A 17,032-nucleotide genomic window follows, 5' to 3' on the forward strand; every position below is an offset into this window, starting at 1 on the left:
TGGTGCCATGGGCAAGCGAATCCTTCTCCTGCTCTCGGCCCTGGTCCTGCCCGCCACGCTCCTCCAGGCGAGCGCCCCGGCGGCGCTTGACGAGCCGTCGGTGAAGTTCGTCGCGGTCGGCGACTTCTCGGCGTCGACCCGGGCCGGCCAGGTCCTGGACACGATCGACGGTCTGGACACCGACCTGACGCTGGCGCTCGGGGACCTGTCCTACGGCGCGACCGGAGCCGAGCAGGTCTGGTGTGACTTCGTGACGGCGCGGGTCGGTGCGGGCTATCCGTTCGAGCTGCTCGCCGGGAATCACGAGAGCAACGGTCAGAACGGCAACATCAACGACTTCTCAGCCTGCCTGCCCAACCAGCTTCCGGGCGTGGTGGGCACCTACGGCCGGCAGTGGTACGTCGATGTCCCCGCCGTCGACCCGCTGGTCCGCTATGTGATGATCTCTCCGGCCCTGCCGTTCCCTGATGGCACCTACACCTACGGCGCCGGCTCGCCCCGATATCAGTGGACGGCCGCCGCGATCGACGGGGCCCGGACCGCCGGCGTTCCGTGGGTGGTGGTCGGTATGCACAAGCCGTGCCTGAGCGTGGGCCAGTACACCTGCGACCCGGGTGCCGACCTGATGAACCTGCTCGTGCAGAAGAAGGTCGACCTGGTGTTCAGCGGTCACGAGCACCTCTACCAGCGCTCCAAGCAGCTGAGCCATGGCACCGGCTGCACCACCATCGCTCCGGGCGCCTACGACCCGGACTGCGTGGCCGACGCCGACAACGCGCTGATCGCGGGCCGCGGGACGGTCATGACCACCGTCGGCACCGGTGGCGTCGAGCTGCGCGACGTCACCGCGACCGACATCGAGGCGCCGTACTTCGCGGCGTACTCGGGCGCGAACTTCGAACCGACGTACGGCGCACTGGAGGTCACCGCCACCGCTGGCGTGCTGTCGGCGCGGTTCGTGGCGGCCGACGCCGGCCTCCTCGACGACGCCTTCACGATCACCAAGGCAACCGGGAACCAGCCGCCGATCGCCTCGTTCACCGACGTCGTCGACGGACTCGAGGTGTCCGTGAACGGCTCCGGCTCGACCGACCCGGACGGCAGCATCGCGTCGTACTCCTGGAACTGGGGCGACGGTCAGCCGGCCGGTAGCGGGGCGACGGCGTCCCACACCTACGCCGCGGCGGGCACCTACACCGTCACGCTGACCGTGACCGACAACCTGGGGGAGACCGGCTCGGTGTCCCGGTCGGTCACCGTCAGTGAGGCAGGCGTCATCGCGGCCGACGAGTTCGGGCGGACTCTGACAAATGCGTGGGGGCCGGCCGATATGGGCGGCTCGTGGGTGCTGCGCGGGTCGCCGTCGTTCTTCTCGGTCGGAGGCGGCGCCGGCACGATCCGGATGACGACGCCCGGCTCGGGGCCGTGGACCTACCTCGACGGCGTCGCATCCACCGCGACCGACACCGCGGTGACGATGTCCACCGACAAGGCGGCCACCGGAAGCGGCACCTACCTGACCCTGATCGGCCGTGAGATCAGCGGCGTGGGCGGCTACCGCGCGGTCGCCCGCCTGCAGGCCGGAGGCGCGGTGAGCCTGGCGATGAGCCGGCGGACCGCGGCCGGCGCCGTGACCGCGATCGGCCCGACGGTGACCGTGCCCGGGCTCAGCTACGCGGTCGGCGACCGGCTGCGGCTCAGGCTCGTCGTCTCCGGCTCGGGGACCACCGCGTTGCGGGCCAAGATCTGGAAGGTGGGCCAACCGGAGCCGGCGGCGTGGTTGGTCACGGGCAGCGACGCGACGCCGGGGTTCCAGGTGCCGGGCACCGTCGGGGTGATGACCTACCTGTCGAGCAACGCCACCAACGCCCCGGTGGCCGCGAACTTCGACGGGCTCTCGGTGACGGTGGCGCCATGAGTATCTGAGGCGCAACCGCGCGCTCCTCGGGACTAGGAGCAAACGTTGCCGGGAGGGCAGAGAGCTATATCGGACCAGCGCGCATCAACTCGGAGAAATGCCGCGCACATTCTCTGAGGGAGCTGCGTAAATGTACGGGTCAACGGTCGGGTCAACAGTCGGGTCAACAGTCGCGCGACGTCTCAGGTCCGCCATCGTGGCGGTCGCCCTTGTGTGCGGCCTGGTCACGGCGGGGTCCTTCCAGACCGCGGTGGCGGACACCTCGCCGGCCGCCGGCACACCGCCGACAGTGTCCGGGGACGGGCTGCCCACCTGGCAGATCAACGGCGTCGTCTGGGCACAGGTGCTCGTCGGCAACACCGTCTACGCGACGGGGGAGTTCACCAAGGCACGTCCACCGGGTGTCCCGCCGGGCGGGGCCGGCGAGCGCAACGCCCTCAACATCTTCGCCTTCGACGTCCGGACCGGTGCGCCGGTGACGTTCAACCACTCGCTCAACGCCCAGGGCCGGGCCATCGCCGCCACCCCCGACGGCTCACGGGTGATCGTCGGCGGCGACTTCACCGCGGTGGACGGCGTCGCGCACGGTCACCTTGCCGCCTTCAATACCGCCACCGGCGCGCTCGTGAACTCCTTCGACCCGTCGGTCGGCTCCACCGTGCGTGGCGTCGACGCGACCAACGACACCGTGTACGCCGGCGGCAACTTCTTCAGCGCCAACGGCCAGACCCGGCGCCGGCTCGCCTCGTTCGACCTCGGCACCGGCAACCTGAAGTCGTGGGCGCCGACCGCGGACGACGCCCAGGTCGACTCGCTGGTGCTGACACCGGACTCCACCGGGGTCGTCGTCGGCGGTCGGTTCTCCACGATGAACGGCCAGTCCGCCAACTCGATGGGGGCCGTCGACGCCACCACGGGCGCGCTACGCCCGTGGCTGATCAACCAGAAGATCCGCAACGCCGGCACGGCCAGCTCCATCCTTCACCTGAACGCCGACGACACCCACGTCTACGGCACCGGCTTCGCGTTCGGCACCGGCAACTTCGAGGGCGCCTTCCGTGCGGACCCCGACGACGGCGCCATGTCCTGGATGGAGGACTGCCACGGCGACACCTACGGCGTGCAGCCGATCGGGGAGGTCACCTACATCGCCGGCCATCCGCACAACTGCAGCTGGATCGGGTCCTTCCCGCAGTTCGACCCGCGCGACTGGCGACGCGCCATGGCCTTCACGACGGAGCCGCGCGATGTGAACATCGGCCCGGACGACTTCGGGTGGAACCACAACGGGTCGCCCGCGCCGGAGGTGCTGAACTGGTTCCCGAACCTGCAGCTCGGCAGCTACACCGGGCAGAGCCAGGGGCCCTGGAGCGTCACCGGCAACGACGAGTACGTCGTCATGGGTGGCGAGTTCCCGACCGTGAACGGCGTGGCCCAGCAGGGGCTGGTCCGCTTCACAGTGCGCAGCAAGGCGCCGAACCTGCGTGGGCCGACGCTGGCCACCGGCGCTCCGGCTCCCACGGTCGTCGCGCTGCCGGACGGCCGGCTCCGGGTGTCCTGGCAGGCGGCCACCGACATCGACAACGAGTGGCTCACCTACCGGGTCACCCGCTCCGACGGCGCCCAGGTCATCCACACCGAGACCCAGCGCTCTACGTTCTGGATGCTTCCCAAGTTCGCCTTCGCGGACGACAACGCGGACCCGGGCGAGAGCTACAGCTACACCATCCGTGCCTACGACCCGGACGGGAACATGCGACTGGTCGGCACCACCGGCGCGGTGACGGCGGGACCGGCGGCGCCGGCGACGTCGTACAACAACGCGGTCGTCAACGACGGCGCGCTCGCGTACTGGCGGCTCGGTGAGACATCCGGAAGCCGGGTCAACGACTACGCGGGCGGCCACGACGCGTCGGTGACGACGACGGTCACCCGCGGCACGGCGGGAGCGATCGTGGGCGACCCGGATCGGGCCACGACCTTCACCGGGACCTCCAACGGCAACGTCGCCACCGATGCTCGGATGACGGCCACGCGGGAGCTCACGCTCGAGGCCTGGATCAGGACGACCACAACCACGGGCGGCAAGATCCTGGGCTACGGCAGCTCGCGCACGGGGGCCAGCGCCAGCTTCGACCGGCATCTCTACATGCGCAACAACGGGACCATCAGCTTCGGGGTGTTCCAGATGGGCGGCTGGGTGGTCAGCAGCCCGACCCCCTACAACAACGGTGCCTGGCACCACGTCGTTGCGACGGTCGACCGAGAGTCGGGGATCAGCCTGTACGTCGACGGGCAGCGCGTCGCCCACAACCCCAAGGTCCTGAACCCCAAGCTCTACTCGGGCTTCTGGCGAGTCGGCGGCGACAACCTCACCGGCTGGGGCGGACGGCCGAGCCTCGACTACTTCACCGGCGCCATCGACGAGGTCGCGATCTATCGCGACGCCCTGCCGGCCTCGGTGATCCAGGACCACAACACGCTCGGACGTGGCGGAACGATCAACCAGGCGCCGATCGCCGACTTCTCCTGGCTCCGAAGCGGGCTGGAGGTCGAGTTCGACGGGTCTGCGTCGTCGGATCCCGACGGCACCATCGCGTCGTACTCCTGGAACTTCGGCGACGGCAGCCCGGCCGGCTCCGGCCCGTCACCGTCACACGAGTACGCCGCGGAGGGGACCTACAACGTGACGCTCACGGTCACCGACAACGGCGGCCGGTCTACGAGCAAGACTGTTCCGGTCGAGGTGGTCAACCAGGCTCCGGTGGCGGTGTTCACGCCGACGACCTCGGAGCTGTCGGTCTCGGTGAACGGCGCGGGGTCGTCTGACCCGGACGGCAGCATCGTGTCGTACGCCTGGGACTTCGGCGACGGTGCCACCGGCTCCGGAGTCATGGCGAACCACACGTACGCCGCCACCGGGACCTACCAGGTGACGCTCACCGTGACCGACGACCTCGGGCGGACGGGCTCGGTGACGACGCCGGTCACCGTGAGCATGACCGGTGCCGAGGTGGTCACCGACCACTTCACGCGGACGGTCGCCGGCGGCTGGGGAACTGCCGACAGCGGACAGCTGTGGAGCGGCACCGGCTCAGCATCACAGTTCGCCGTCGCAAGCGGCACCGGCCGGATGACGATGACCGGCCCGGGCAACGGCCCGAGCATGCGGATAGGCGGGATCAGTGATCTCGGCACGGACACCCAGGTGTCGGTCGGGTTGGACCAGGTGCCGACCGGGAGCGGCGTCTTCGTGTCGGTCCTGGCCCGCGACCGCAGCGCGGGCAGCTATCGGGCGGTCGCCAACCTGCGTGCGAACGGATCGGTCTCGCTTGCCCTGACCAGGATCGTGAACGGGACGACGACCACGCTGCAGGCCGGAGTCGTCGTACCGGGGCTGACCGTGGCGGCCGGAGAGCGTCTCGATGTCAGGTTCTGGGCCACCCCGTCCGGCGGTAGCACGCTGCTGCGCGCCAAGGTGTGGAGGCACGGCACCGCCGAGCCTGGCTCCTGGCTCGTCCAGGCCACCGACGCCAACGCCACGCTCGCCAGCGCCGGCGGCTCCGGCCTGATGAGCTACCTCGCCGGCAACGCCGCTCCTGGTGCCCTCGTGGCCAGCTTCGACGACCTCACGGTCTCCACGGCGCAGTGAGCGGCGTCGCCAGTCAGCCCCTAATCCAGCACGGCTCCATTCGGCCACACCCGCACGCGGTCAGTGCTCGGCCGGGAATCCCTCCCGGTACTTGGTGGCTGGCACGATCGCGACCAGCGAGCCGCCAGCGTTTAGGACAGCCTGGGCGAACAAGGAGTCGGCACCATCGGCGAGAGCGGATATGCCGACCAGTTCGTCGTACGGCTGGAGTTCGCTACGAATAGCGGCGTCGCTGAGCTGGGCGGTGCCGGCAGGTAGTTCGCGGTGGCCGGTGACGCGATCCGAGTCATGAGCCCGTTGTATACAGCGCGGCCAACTCCTGATCCAGGCCGGCCGGCGCTGACGGACAGGAGCGACTCCACTGAGCGTCTACGCTCAGCGGAGCGTCGAGCACCTGTGCAAGTGACGCTCCGGACGGAGTCCGTCATGCGACTCCCGTCGTGCCGGGACGGAACGGGATCGGCGAGACGCAACACCGATGCGACGCAGACGCGACATCGAAGAGCAAGCCGCGACGTTCGCGGGATCGTGATGCGACGTGGTCGTGGGCGACTCTGGATTCGAACGCCAGCACGGACGACGATGCGCGAGGGGTGATGGCCGGGATGGATCACATCGAGATTGACGGATTGCGGCTGAGATGTGTGATCGGTGTAACCGCCGAGGAGCGCCGCGACCGGTCAGACGTAACGGTTGACCTGCGGCTAGGTGTGGACACTCGCGCGGTTGCCGACAGTGATGCCATCGAGGACGCATGGAACTACCGGACCGTGACGAAGGCGGTCATCGCGCACGTCGAACAGTCCAGCTACCGCACCGTGGAGGCCCTCGCGGCAGCGCTGGCGCGGATCTGCATAGTGGACTACGGCGCACAGTGGGTGGAGGCGAGTGTGCACAAGCCCGGCGCATTGCGTTTCGCCGACTCTGTCGGCGTCTGCATCTCTCGCAAGCCCGACGACTTTCGGGAGTCACCCGGAACCGAGGTCGGTCAGTCCAACGTGGGGGCGGTCTCGGCATGACCTGCACCCAACACGCGCCGGCAGACCGGGTGGCGAGTGGCGTTGGAATGGAACGCACGAGTCGGATCGATCTGCCTGCGGCGGAGCGTGCCGCAGCTGACCTCCTGAGAGCGCTCGGGGTAGCCACGACCGCCGAGTCCACGCGGGCGACGCCGGCGCGGATGGCCAAGGCACTGGCAGAACTGTTGACGCCGCGCCCGTTCAAGTTGACGACGTTCCCCAACGACGAGGGGTACGCCGAACTGCTGGTCCAAGAAGGCATCCCGTTCACCAGCCTGTGCGAGCACCATGGGTTGCCGTTCATGGGCACCGCAGTGGTGGCGTATCTGCCGGGCGAGCGGATCGTCGGCCTGTCCAAACTCGCGAGAGTCGTCGAGCACTTCGCTCGCCGCACGCAGGTACAGGAACGACTTACCAAGGAGATCGCGACCTGGCTTCAGGCCAACCTGCTAGCCCAAGGTGTCGGAGTGATGGTGCGGGCCGAGCACCTCTGCATGACATTGCGCGGCGTACAGGCCCCGGGAACCTCAACGCTGACGACGTCGTTGACCGGCGACCTGCTGAGCGATGCACGAGCACGTCAAGAGTTCTTCACCCTGGCTGGCCGGGCCCGCTGATGCCTGGCTCGGCTGGAACGGTACGCGACCAGATCTTCGTCAGCGTCGGGTCAAACATCGCGCCGGCCCACAACGTGCGCTCGGTCCTGAGCCGGCTCACCAGGTCCGGCATCCTGCGAGAGGTCTCCCCCACCTACTGGACCCAGCCGATCGGCATCCCTCAGGCCGGCCTCTTCTTGAATCTCGTCGTACGCGTCGCCTGGGACTCAGATCTCGCCAGCCTTCGACGCCAGCTCACAAGGATGGAGCGAGCATTGGGCCGCACATGTGCACAGTCGGGATGGCAGTCGCGGACCATCGACTTGGACATCGTGCTCGACGGTGACGTCGTCACGACCTACGGCGACCAGCCATGGCGGGTCCCGCACCCCGACATCGACCAGTTCGCGCACGTAGCAGTGCCGCTGGCTGACCTGGCACCAGACATGGTTCACCCCGCACACGGTACGACTCTTGCCGAGATCGCTCACAGGTTCGCGCCGCACGACCTCCGAGCCGCATCGGAGGTTGCAGATGCACTCTGAGGCCCTGCCCACGTGTGCCTGGCTCGGCGACTGGCCGGGTGACTGGCTGGGCGACGCGGCAGTCGCGATCATGTGCATGCCCTGCCGCCGCAGCAGCGGCTCCTTCGTGCCAGCCGCCGACCTCGTGCTCGCCGAGCTGAGTGGCAACGAGGGTCACCACCCTGTCCATTGGCTCGCTGGGTGGTGTCGTCAACCGGCGCTGCGCTCGCGCCTTCGAGGGCAGGCGCGGCACCTGGTCGTGCTCTTCGACGACCTGGCTGTCGCCCGAAGCTGGATGCTCCCTGCCGTGTCGCCGGACCTCGATGCGTTGTGGCCTTCGATCCTGGAGGCGACGTCCCGGTTGTTCACCGGCAGCGTTGTGCCCGTCCGCGTCATGCGCTTTTCCGACTTCCTTGACCGACACGCAGCACGCAGTGGCTTCGAGCGCCTCGTCGCGACGCACACCAACGGCTTCCTGCAGGCACTGCGCGAACCGGACGGCGCGTTCAAGCGCGCGATGGAACACGAGCTTGCCCGCCGGCGCCGCTTCGCCCGCGAGACCAGCCAACCTGCCGATGTCGCGCACCTGCGACAACGTGCCGCCAGCCAGCTCGCCAACTACGCGGCCCAGGGCACCCTCCTGAAGCAGGCGAACGTCGGCGCCTACGTGGCCTGGACAGACCTGGAGGTCGAACTCATGGCGGCGGCCGATCCAGCATTCGCCGACCATGTCATCGACCTTCGGTACGCGCGTCCGCCCGCGAGCGACGACCGGCACCTCGTCGAGGCGATTCCGGACGACTACCCGGAGTTGCGGGAAACCCTCGCCTTGTACCTGCGCGACCTCCCGACGACGCTCGGGGCCATCGTCCCCGGCCTCGCGGCCGACGTAACGCGTGCACTGGGAAAGCTGCTCACGCCCGGCCTGGCAGCCGTCGGAGCACGAGAGCTCACCGCGCTCAATCACGTCCTGCCCGGTGGCGCCATCAATCGCGGACTCGCCGCCAAGCTGATCGGGGAGGCACTCGATCCGCGCGTGACCGGGTGGCGGCGCGAGACCACGATCAAGAAGCTGTGGTGCCAGTTGGCCAGCCGATACGACGACGAGGTGCCTGCGCGCGAATGCCAGCGCCACCATCAGGTAGTTCGCGATCTCGTGGACCGTTTACCCGCGGGGGCAGGGACCGCGCTGGTGCTGGCCGGATCGCTGGTGGACGCGCCGGGCGGCATGTGGCACCCGTACCTTTCCGACATAGACGTGATGCCGCTGCACCACCAGCCACCGAACACGGCAACGGTCGAGGCGCTTGCCCAGGCATACGCCGCGACCCGCCGGCCGCCCTGGCTGTACCTGAACACCGGCGCTCGGGCCGGTGTCGCGGGCCTGACCCGCGACCCAAGCACGACCATGTTCGCAGTGGACCAGATCCACGATCTGACGGCCCACGAGTTCGGCTACCTCCTCGGCTGCGCCGAACGCACCAGATTCGTCGGTGGAGACCGGGCCCCCTACGCCGCCTTCCTCGCAAAGGTCCACGCAGAACACCACCGCCGCCGTTCCGATCACGTCCAGCGCACGTCCAAGCGCACGCCCAGCGCAGCAGGACGGTGAGCCGCTGATGCCCCGCACCGCACTCATCACCGGAGCGTCCCGCCGCATCGGCGCCCACCTGGCCGAAACACTCGCCGCAGCCGGCTACCGCCTGCACCTCCACACCGGGCACGACGCGAACGCGCTGCAGGATCTGGCGCGACGCCTGCGCCGTACCCACCACACGGAGGTGACCGCACACGTCGTGGACCTCTCCGCCCCCGACCGGGTGGCCTGCTGGGTGAAGCGCCTGCGAGACGCGCCCAACAGACCACACCTCGTGGTCAACAACGCCTCCGCGTTCCCACCAGCCTCCCGCCTGACAACGGTCGAGGAAACGATCCGCATCCTGACCCTCCACGTGGTCGCACCGATCGCACTCACCACGACACTGGACCACCATCACGGCGATCACGTAGTCAACGTCATCGACGCCCGGGTCGACCTGTTCAGCGGCGAACGCCCCGCCTATGAGCTGGCCAAGCGCCTTCTTCGCGACTACACGCTGGCCGCCGCCCGGCAGCTCGCGCCACGCATCCGCGTCAACGCGCTGGCTCCCGGCCTCGTCCTGCCCGCCCTGGGCGACGACCGGGGGGACGGCGTCGACCACCTGGCCAGCCTCGCCCGCGACCGGGCGCCGTTGGCCAGGCCAGCGTGCGTCGACGAGCTGGGCGCGGCGCTGCTGTTCCTCGACCGGGCCCTCAGCGTGACCGGGCAGATCGTCTACGTCGATTCAGGGGAGCACCTCGGCCACCCGTGCCGACGAGACGTGAACGAAGAGGTGGACGTCAGCCCGATACCGTAAGCCCACCGCACCCGCACCAGCACCTGTTACAGCCAACGCATCAAGGGAGTTCGCACGTGTCCGCCGACCTGGCGCAAGATCTAGAGCAGCGGATTGTCGCCGCTGTCCACGCGGCCTATGGCATCGAGATTACGGCCAAGGAGGCCGTCATCCGACCGGCTCAGCCGGGCCGACCCGGCGACTACCAGTGCAACGCGGCGATGCCGCTGGCCAAGCGCCTCGGCCGCCCCTCCCCGGAGGTCGGCGCGGCCATCGCGGACCGACTAGACCTGACCGGGCTCGCTGGCCGCCCAGAGGTCGCGGGTCCCGGGTTTCTCAACATCGTCTTCGACGCCGGCTACCTCGGCGACCATGTCGCGGCCCTGGCCGCCGATGAGCACCTCGGTGTGCCGCGTACCGAGCCGCGCCGGGTGGTGGTCGACTACTCCTCGCCGAACATGGCCAAGGAGATGCACGTCGGCCACCTGCGGTCCACGATCATCGGCGACGCGCTCGTCCGGATGCTGGAGGCGGTCGGCCACGAGGTCGTCCGGCAGAACCACCTGGGTGACTGGGGTACGCCGTTCGGGATGCTGGTCGAGCACCTGGTCGACGAGGGCTGGACCGGCGGTGGCGGGCACACCGTCGCCGACCTGACCGCCTTCTACGCCGACGCCCGGCACAAGTTCGACACCGACGACGCCTTCGCCGACCGTTCCCGCAAGCGGGTTGTCGCCTTGCAGGCCGGCGACCCGACGACTCTCGCGCTCTGGGAGGAGCTGCTGGACGAGTCCAAGCGGCATATCGAGGCCGTCTACGAGCTGCTCGACGTCCGGCTGACGCCGGACGACTACCGCGGCGAGAGCTCGTACAACCCCCGGCTCGACGAGGTTGTCGCCGACCTCCAGCAGCGTGGCCTCGCCGTCGACAGCGATGGCGCGCTGTGCGTGTTCCCGCCCGGGTTCGCCGGTCGCGACGACGAACCGCTGCCGCTGATCATCCGCAAGAGCGGCGGCGGCTACGGCTACGACACCACCGACCTCGCGACGCTCCGCTACCGCACCCAGGAGCTCAAGGCCGACGACATCTTCTACGTCGTCGGCGCCCCGCAGGCCATGCACTTCGCGATGGTGTTCGCTGCAGGACGAGAAGCCGGCTGGGTGTCGGACGACTCACGGATCGAGCACGTCCCGTTCGGGTCGGTGCTCGGCAGCGACGGACGGATGCTCCGCACCCGCGCCGGCGCCACCGTCAAGCTCACCGACCTGCTGACCGCAGCCGTCGACCGAGCCGCCGCAATCGTCGCCGAACGCGGGCAGATGGACCCGCAGGAGCGGGCCGCTGTCGCGCGCGCGGTCGGCATCGGCGCGGTCAAGTACGCCGACCTGTCCAGCCAACGGGAGAAGGACTACACCTTCGACCTGGACCGGATGCTGGCGATGGAGGGCAACACCGCGGTCTACCTCCAGTACGCCCACGCCCGCATCCGGTCGATGCTCCACAAGGCCGACCAGACACCCGACCAGACACCCGCTTCGGGAACGCCGGTGATCCTCGACGAGCCAGCAGAGCGGGCACTCGCACTCAAGCTCGCCCAGTACCCGGCCGCGGTCACCGCGGCGATCGAGGCCGTCGAACCACACCGGCTCTGCGGCTACCTCTACGAGCTCGCCGTGTTGTTCTCCACCTTCTACCAGCACTGCCCCGTGCTCACCGCACCAACCGCCGAGCTGCGCCAGTCACGGCTGGCCCTGAGCGAGCACACAGCCCGGGTCCTGGAGCGTGCCCTAGGGCTGCTCGGCATCGAAGCGCCGGACCGCATGTAGGTATGGAGCGACCAGTGACAACCGGCCCGACGGCGCGAGGCATCCTGCCTTCACCGGACATGATGTCGGGTGCCGCGCTACCCACGACGAAGGTCTCCTTGTCTGGTCTGGCGCGCTACCTGCGGCTCGCAGCCGGAGACGTCGGCGACCGCCGTTTCGTTCTCGGGATCGCTGGGCCGCCAGGCGCCGGCAAGTCGACGCTGTCGGTGCTGGTTCGAGACGAGATCAACCGGCAGGCAGGGACGGGGTTGGCCGAGGTCGCCCCGATGGACGGGTTCCACCTGCGCAACGAGCAGCTGGATGCGGCCGGCATGAGAGCGCGCAAGGGCGAGCCCGACACCTTCGACGCCGCCGCCTACGCGACCCTGCTCGGCCAGGCCCGCAACTGGTTGGGGCTGGTCCCATGGCCGGCGTACGACCGCGACCTGCACGATCCGGTGCCCGGCGGTCTCAGCATCGACGAGAACGTCCGCATCGTGGTGACCGAGGGCAACTACCTGCTCTTGGCCTCCGAGCCGTGGGCGCAGGTACGCGGGCTGCTGGATGCCGCTTGGTACCTCGACGCCGACCTCGAGACCGTGCGGGCACGGCTGCTTGAGCGACAGATCCAGGGCGGCAAGACCTCAGCGGAGGTGGTGGCCAAGGTCGAGTCGAGCGACCTGCCCAATGCGCACCTGGTGGCAGGGTCGCGATCTCGCGCCGGCCGCGTCCTTACCGCTATCGAGGGCGGCTATCGCGTCGGGCCAGCCGAGGCGACGGCGTCGATCCAGGCGCGGGTGCCCAACTGCTGACACGACAGCGCGGCGATGTGTGCCGCCGCACGAAGTGACTGCTCGAAGTCCCTTCCGGTCTGGAGCATGAAGTGACAGAACGCGCCGTGCAGGATGTCGCCCGCGCCAAGGGTGTCGACCGCAGCAACGGGCTCGACCGGAACGGCGCCGAGGACACCGGCAGACAGGTAGCGGATCGGCCCATGGCCGCCGGTCATGGCGGCGTGGCGCACCCCGTACTCCTCTAAGCGCCGGAGCCTGGCAGTGACGCCGGCCGATGTCGCTGGCGGCCGCCAGCCGGCAGAGCAGATCGCGATGTCGGCCAGCGGCAGCAACGCGTCGTGGGACTCCCGCCAGCGTCCACAGTCAAGGACGACGATGGCGCCCGCCGCCTTGGCGCGAGTGACCACCGGCACCGACAGCGTCGGGTAGTGGCCGTCGGCCAGGACGATCCGCGCCGTGGGGTGACTGGGTGCGGCATGGGCTGTGGCATGGGCTGTGGCATGGGCTGTGGCATGGGCTGTGGCATGGTCGGGTGGCGGTGGGCGCAGGGTTCCGTCGAGCGAGACCACGGTTCGGCTGCTGCCCTGGCTGGCGACCACTACTGAGGACACCGGAGGCCGATCCATGCTGTCCGGCATCGCATCGACGACACTCACCTGATGCGCCGCGAGGTCGGCCTTGATGATGTCGGCGACCTGGTGGCCTCCCACCACGGTGTGTAGCTCGGTGGGCGCCGCCGACAATGCCGCGAACGCCACCGCGGCGTTGGCGGCCGGCCCTCCGGCTCCGATGAAGGTCGAGCTCGCCTTGGTCTTGGTGTCCTCCCCGGGATACCGGTCGACCAGCTGTGCGACATCCAGCGTGGTCAAACCGACAAACAGGCCCGCTACCGAGTAGCCCCCCATCGCACGTCCGCTCATTGCACGTCCTCAGTGCCGGCCGGGCCATGGCAGATTCGGAGCAGTCGAGCGGTCTGGTCGGAGTACGCGCCGACCTCGACGATGGCGACGAAGTCGCGGTCATCGACCTGGTCGTGAAGTCGCTGCCAGTGATTCGCGAGGTACCAGGCGGCCCCGGAGGTCCCCCACGGGCCAAGGCCGGCGCACAGGAACCATCGTCGACCGGGCACATTGACCGGATCGGGGCGACTCCGCACGATCAACCCGATGTTGGTGTCCTCGGTCGATCGGTAGATGCTTGCGTCGGCGAGCTCGACGTACTCCAGAAAACGGGACTCATCCGTCTCGTCGCGGATCTGGAAGAGCGGCTGGATTGCCTGGCGCAAGTACAGGTGTGTGCAGTCGTTGCTGCTCAGCCCAAAGGACACCATCGAGCGTCCGCACCGTTCGACCGCGTCAAGGTCGGTCATCATCTCCACCGAGGTCTGCAACCTGCGCTCCAGCAGTGAGGAGACGTACAGCAGCGCCCGCACATCGTTCTCGGCCACCGCGACCGGCACGTCGATCCGATGCGGAGCGCCAAACGACGTGCTCCCCTTCTCGTAGTACAGCTGTTGCTGCATCCCCGCCTCGACCAAGGCCGTCTGCGCGGCCGCAGCCAAGACGAACGTCGGGTACACCAGCGCGGCCCCACCGTCGGCGATCTCAGCGCCCACGAACGCCCGCAGCCCATCGACCGACGGCGCATCGGCGGCAAGACCTGACCCTGGCCCCATGCCCCGGGCTGCGACGCGCCCGGGTCCGACGCGATGGCCCGAGGGCGCGGCGAACAGGTCGGATGCGGTCCACCCGGGGAACATCGCCTCCAGCACGATGCAATGAGCGGGGTAAGGCAGGCCCTTGATCCCGCCGGCTAACCAGCGGTGGAGATGCGCGCGCCCGGGCGCGGTCCCAACCAGCGACCCGTCAACAGTCGCGGCGGCTCGGTCGTACTCACGGGCGAAGATCGAGTGCGACTGCCAGTGACGTTCGCGCACCAGTTGGTCCAGCAGGGTGCTGCTGGTCGCCATGATCGGATCCCCCTGGTTCGGCCGAGCCTGCTCGTCGGTGCCGGAGTGCGCAGAACCTACCAGAGATGAGACGAGAAGAGACGAGGCTGCGCAAGCAGCGGGAGGCAGTCACTTCGCCGTTTTGGCGAGCGTGCTGAGACTGCCGGAGGGTTAGCAAGCTCCTTCGACCGGCCATGTGAGCCCGTCGCCGCAAAATCACGGCCATTCGCTACGCCCGGGCGCGCACCTCGCGGCGTTGCGTCACTTGCTGGACGAGCGAGTAGAGCGTCGCTCCGGCGCCTTGCGATGTGCGCACCCGGACGTCGCGAACGCGGCGCTTTGGCGGCGACGGGCAACTAGACTCGAAGCGACATCCGACGACCTAAGCGACGTGACGTGACCAGGGTTCTCTACATCGCAGGGTGGGGCCGCAGCGGCACCACGATCCTCGACAACCTGTTGGGACAGGTGCCGGGGCTTGCGTCGACTGGGGAGCTGCACAACATCTGGCAGCGCGGCCTGATCGAGCGACGGCAGTGCGGGTGTGGCGAGGTGCTCTCCGAGTGCGCCTGGTGGCAGGCGGCGTTCAAGGAAGGGTTCGGCGGCATCGACAAGGTCGACGCCGCGGACGCCGTACGCGCTCAGGGACAGATCCACACCCGGGACTCGCGGGCGGTGCTTCGCGCGTTGCGCCAGGGTCAGATGATCGAGCGCTATCGCTATGCGGACTATCTGAAGAAGCTGTACGACGGGATCGCGACGAGCACCGGCGCCGACGTGATCGTGGACTCCTCCAAGTTCCCGGCGGATGCGATCGTGGCGGCGGGGCTCCCGGGCTACGACGTCCGCATCGTGCACATGCTGCGTGACCCGCGCGCCGTCGCCCACTCGTGGCAGCGCAAGCGCGCGGTGGCCGACAAGGACTCTGACAAGAACTCAGGGCAGCTCAGGCGGGTGAACCTCGTGCGCAGCACCGCCGTCTGGCAGTTCTACAACCAGGTGATCGCGAGGCACGGGCGGAGCGCGGTGGGTGCTGGCAGCTATCTCCGGATCCAATATGAAGAGCTCGCGACCGAGCCCGAGCGCGTCGTCCGCCGGATCCTTCAGCACGCAGGCGTCGACGAGGATCTGTGCCCCGAGTTCGACGGCAACGAGGTCGAGATGCTGCCAACCCACACCGCGAGTGGCAACCCCAACCGCTTCCGCACCGGGCGCACCGCGATCCGGCTCGACGACGAGTGGGCCGAGAACATGCCGAGCTGGCGCCGGCTCGCCGTGACCGCGCTGGCGACGCCCACCCTGCGGCAGATGAGTTACGACCGCCGGCCGTGACGACGTACGACCCGCCCCGGCCAGACCCGCCGGCCCGCCTACCCTGGCTGGTCTGGGCGCTGTTGATCATGAGCCTGGTGGCGTGGCGGAGGGGCGTCTACTTCTCCGGCGGCGTCGACCCGATCGTGATCGCCAAGGCGGCGGTCGGCGGCGTGGCCCTGATGCTGGCGTACGCCGCTCTCCCGGAGGCCGCGCACCGCGCCAGACTGGGCGCACGCACCCCACTCTTCGTGCTCGCCTACGTGGCCCTGAGCCTGCTTGGCGCGTGGGCGGGTGAGTCTCTCCTGGCGTCCGCGGTGCTGGCGGTGCGGGTGCTGATGGTGCTCGCCACGGTAGGCCTGCTCGTGGCCTCGTTCCCGGCCGCTGTCCTGCTGCGCTCGATGCTCACCACCATGGGTGTCCTTGGAGTCGTGATCGGCCTCACCGGGCTGGGCTCGTTCGCCGCCGAGGGGCGGCTGTCGGGCGGAGTGCCGCCCCTGGCGCCCAACCAGCTCGCACTGCTCTACACCGCCCCGTTGCTGGGCCTGGTCTGGCAGCTGCTCCATCGCTCGGCGACCGCTTGGCAGCTCGCGGGTGTCGTCGTGCTCGGCGCGCTGACCTGGATGACCGGATCGCGTACCGGCATGCTCGCCCTCGCGCTCGCCTGCCTCGTGGTCATCGTGACCGCGCCCCGGCTCAAGGTCGGCGTCATCATGGTGACGGTGATGTCGGTCCCGACGCTCTTCTTCGTGGCGGCGTTCACGCCGATCCTCGCCACCTACTTCGGCCGCGGTGGCGCCAAGAACCTCACCACCCTGAACTCCCGGACCATCGCCTGGGAGGCCGCCTTCAGTGCCGGCAACGACTTCTGGAACAAGTGGTTCGGCAGCGGCATGGCCGTGAAGACGATCTCGGTCACCGGCACCTACTGGGATACCCAGGTGCTCGACAGCACCTGGGTGTCGGTGTTCGTCCAGGGCGGGATCGTGGGCATCACCCTGCTGGCGATGTGGTCGCTCTGCACGCTGCTGTCGGCCGGTTCGGTGCGCGTCGAGCACCGCAGCCTGTGGCTGGCCCTGGTCATCCTGGT

At 69.1% G+C, this 17,032-nt stretch carries 12 protein-coding genes and 1 pseudogene; 11 read left to right on the top strand and 2 right to left on the bottom strand.

What is annotated here, in order from left to right:
* The first annotated feature begins 7 nt into the window (after positions 1 to 7).
* From DDV73_RS03950 to DDV73_RS03990, 9 genes are all read left to right on the top strand, one after another.
* Complete coding sequence (locus tag DDV73_RS03950) at positions 8 to 1,918, top strand: PKD domain-containing protein (protein WP_240617105.1); 1,911 nt, start codon at positions 8 to 10, stop codon at positions 1,916 to 1,918.
* 196 nt (positions 1,919 to 2,114) lie between these two features.
* Positions 2,115 to 5,570 (top strand): PKD domain-containing protein, encoded by a 3,456-nt coding sequence (locus DDV73_RS03955; protein WP_109505943.1) that lies wholly within the window; start codon positions 2,115 to 2,117, stop codon positions 5,568 to 5,570.
* 605 nt (positions 5,571 to 6,175) lie between these two features.
* Entirely contained in the window at positions 6,176 to 6,589 is a 414-nt protein-coding gene (locus DDV73_RS03960; RefSeq protein ID WP_109505981.1) for a dihydroneopterin aldolase, read from the top strand.
* Between the two features lie 47 nt (positions 6,590 to 6,636).
* Entirely contained in the window at positions 6,637 to 7,206 is a 570-nt protein-coding gene (gene folE, locus DDV73_RS03965) for a GTP cyclohydrolase I (RefSeq protein ID WP_109505982.1), read from the top strand.
* The gene (folK, locus tag DDV73_RS03970) at positions 7,206 to 7,730 is read left to right on the top strand and encodes a 2-amino-4-hydroxy-6-hydroxymethyldihydropteridine diphosphokinase (protein ID WP_109505944.1); all 525 of its coding nucleotides are present in this window, start codon (positions 7,206 to 7,208) and stop codon (positions 7,728 to 7,730) included. Before folE ends, folK begins: the two co-directional genes overlap by 1 nt.
* Positions 7,720 to 9,321, top strand: a complete 1,602-nt coding sequence (locus DDV73_RS03975) for a hypothetical protein (RefSeq protein WP_109505945.1) — start codon at positions 7,720 to 7,722, stop codon at positions 9,319 to 9,321. Before folK ends, DDV73_RS03975 begins: the two co-directional genes overlap by 11 nt.
* A gap of 7 nt (positions 9,322 to 9,328) precedes the next feature.
* Complete coding sequence (locus tag DDV73_RS03980; RefSeq protein ID WP_109505946.1) at positions 9,329 to 10,105, top strand: SDR family oxidoreductase; 777 nt, start codon at positions 9,329 to 9,331, stop codon at positions 10,103 to 10,105.
* A gap of 56 nt (positions 10,106 to 10,161) precedes the next feature.
* A complete protein-coding gene (gene argS / locus DDV73_RS03985) occupies positions 10,162 to 11,910 on the top strand; it encodes an arginine--tRNA ligase (RefSeq protein WP_109505947.1) in 1,749 nt (582 codons plus the stop codon).
* Positions 11,911 to 11,924: 14 nt separating this feature from the next.
* Positions 11,925 to 12,701: a nucleoside/nucleotide kinase family protein gene (locus DDV73_RS03990; protein ID WP_240617106.1), complete on the top strand. Its 777-nt coding sequence runs from the start codon at positions 11,925 to 11,927 to the stop codon at positions 12,699 to 12,701.
* On the opposite strand, the gene DDV73_RS03995 is transcribed toward DDV73_RS03990, so the two are convergent.
* The gene (locus DDV73_RS03995) at positions 12,641 to 13,603 is read right to left on the bottom strand and encodes a PfkB family carbohydrate kinase (RefSeq protein ID WP_206050697.1); all 963 of its coding nucleotides are present in this window, start codon (positions 13,601 to 13,603) and stop codon (positions 12,641 to 12,643) included. The genes DDV73_RS03990 and DDV73_RS03995 overlap by 61 nt on opposite strands.
* On the bottom strand, positions 13,600 to 14,652 hold the full coding sequence (locus tag DDV73_RS04000) for a hypothetical protein (RefSeq protein ID WP_109505949.1): 1,053 nt from the start codon (positions 14,650 to 14,652) through the stop codon (positions 13,600 to 13,602). The genes DDV73_RS03995 and DDV73_RS04000 overlap by 4 nt, the downstream gene beginning before the upstream one ends.
* A 375-nt stretch (positions 14,653 to 15,027) precedes the next feature.
* On the opposite strand from DDV73_RS04000, the gene DDV73_RS04005 reads away from it, so the two are divergent.
* Positions 15,028 to 15,963, top strand: coding sequence for a sulfotransferase family protein (locus DDV73_RS04005; protein ID WP_161962281.1), 936 nt, complete (start codon positions 15,028 to 15,030; stop codon positions 15,961 to 15,963).
* A 392-nt stretch (positions 15,964 to 16,355) separates the two neighbouring features.
* Positions 16,356 to 16,934, top strand: a pseudogene (locus tag DDV73_RS29575) (O-antigen ligase family protein); the annotation flags it as partial.
* Positions 16,935 to 17,032 lie beyond the last annotated feature (98 nt).

The sequence above is a fragment of the Nocardioides speluncae genome, from assembly GCF_003121585.1.
GTDB lineage: Bacteria > Actinomycetota > Actinomycetes > Propionibacteriales > Nocardioidaceae > Nocardioides > Nocardioides speluncae.

Excerpts from the sequence above, each read along its gene's own strand:
- DDV73_RS03950 (WP_240617105.1), top strand. The coding sequence starts at position 8 with ATGGGCAAGCGAATCCTTCTCCTGCTCTCGGCCCTGGTCCTGCCCGCC.
- DDV73_RS03960 (WP_109505981.1), top strand. The coding sequence starts at position 6,176 with ATGGATCACATCGAGATTGACGGATTGCGGCTGAGATGTGTGATCGGT.
- folE (WP_109505982.1), top strand. The coding sequence starts at position 6,637 with ATGGAACGCACGAGTCGGATCGATCTGCCTGCGGCGGAGCGTGCCGCA.
- folK (WP_109505944.1), top strand. The coding sequence starts at position 7,206 with ATGCCTGGCTCGGCTGGAACGGTACGCGACCAGATCTTCGTCAGCGTC.
- DDV73_RS03975 (WP_109505945.1), top strand. The coding sequence starts at position 7,720 with ATGCACTCTGAGGCCCTGCCCACGTGTGCCTGGCTCGGCGACTGGCCG.
- DDV73_RS03980 (WP_109505946.1), top strand. The coding sequence starts at position 9,329 with ATGCCCCGCACCGCACTCATCACCGGAGCGTCCCGCCGCATCGGCGCC.
- DDV73_RS03995 (WP_206050697.1), bottom strand. The coding sequence starts at position 13,603 with ATGAGCGGACGTGCGATGGGGGGCTACTCGGTAGCGGGCCTGTTTGTC.
- DDV73_RS04000 (WP_109505949.1), bottom strand. The coding sequence starts at position 14,652 with ATGGCGACCAGCAGCACCCTGCTGGACCAACTGGTGCGCGAACGTCAC.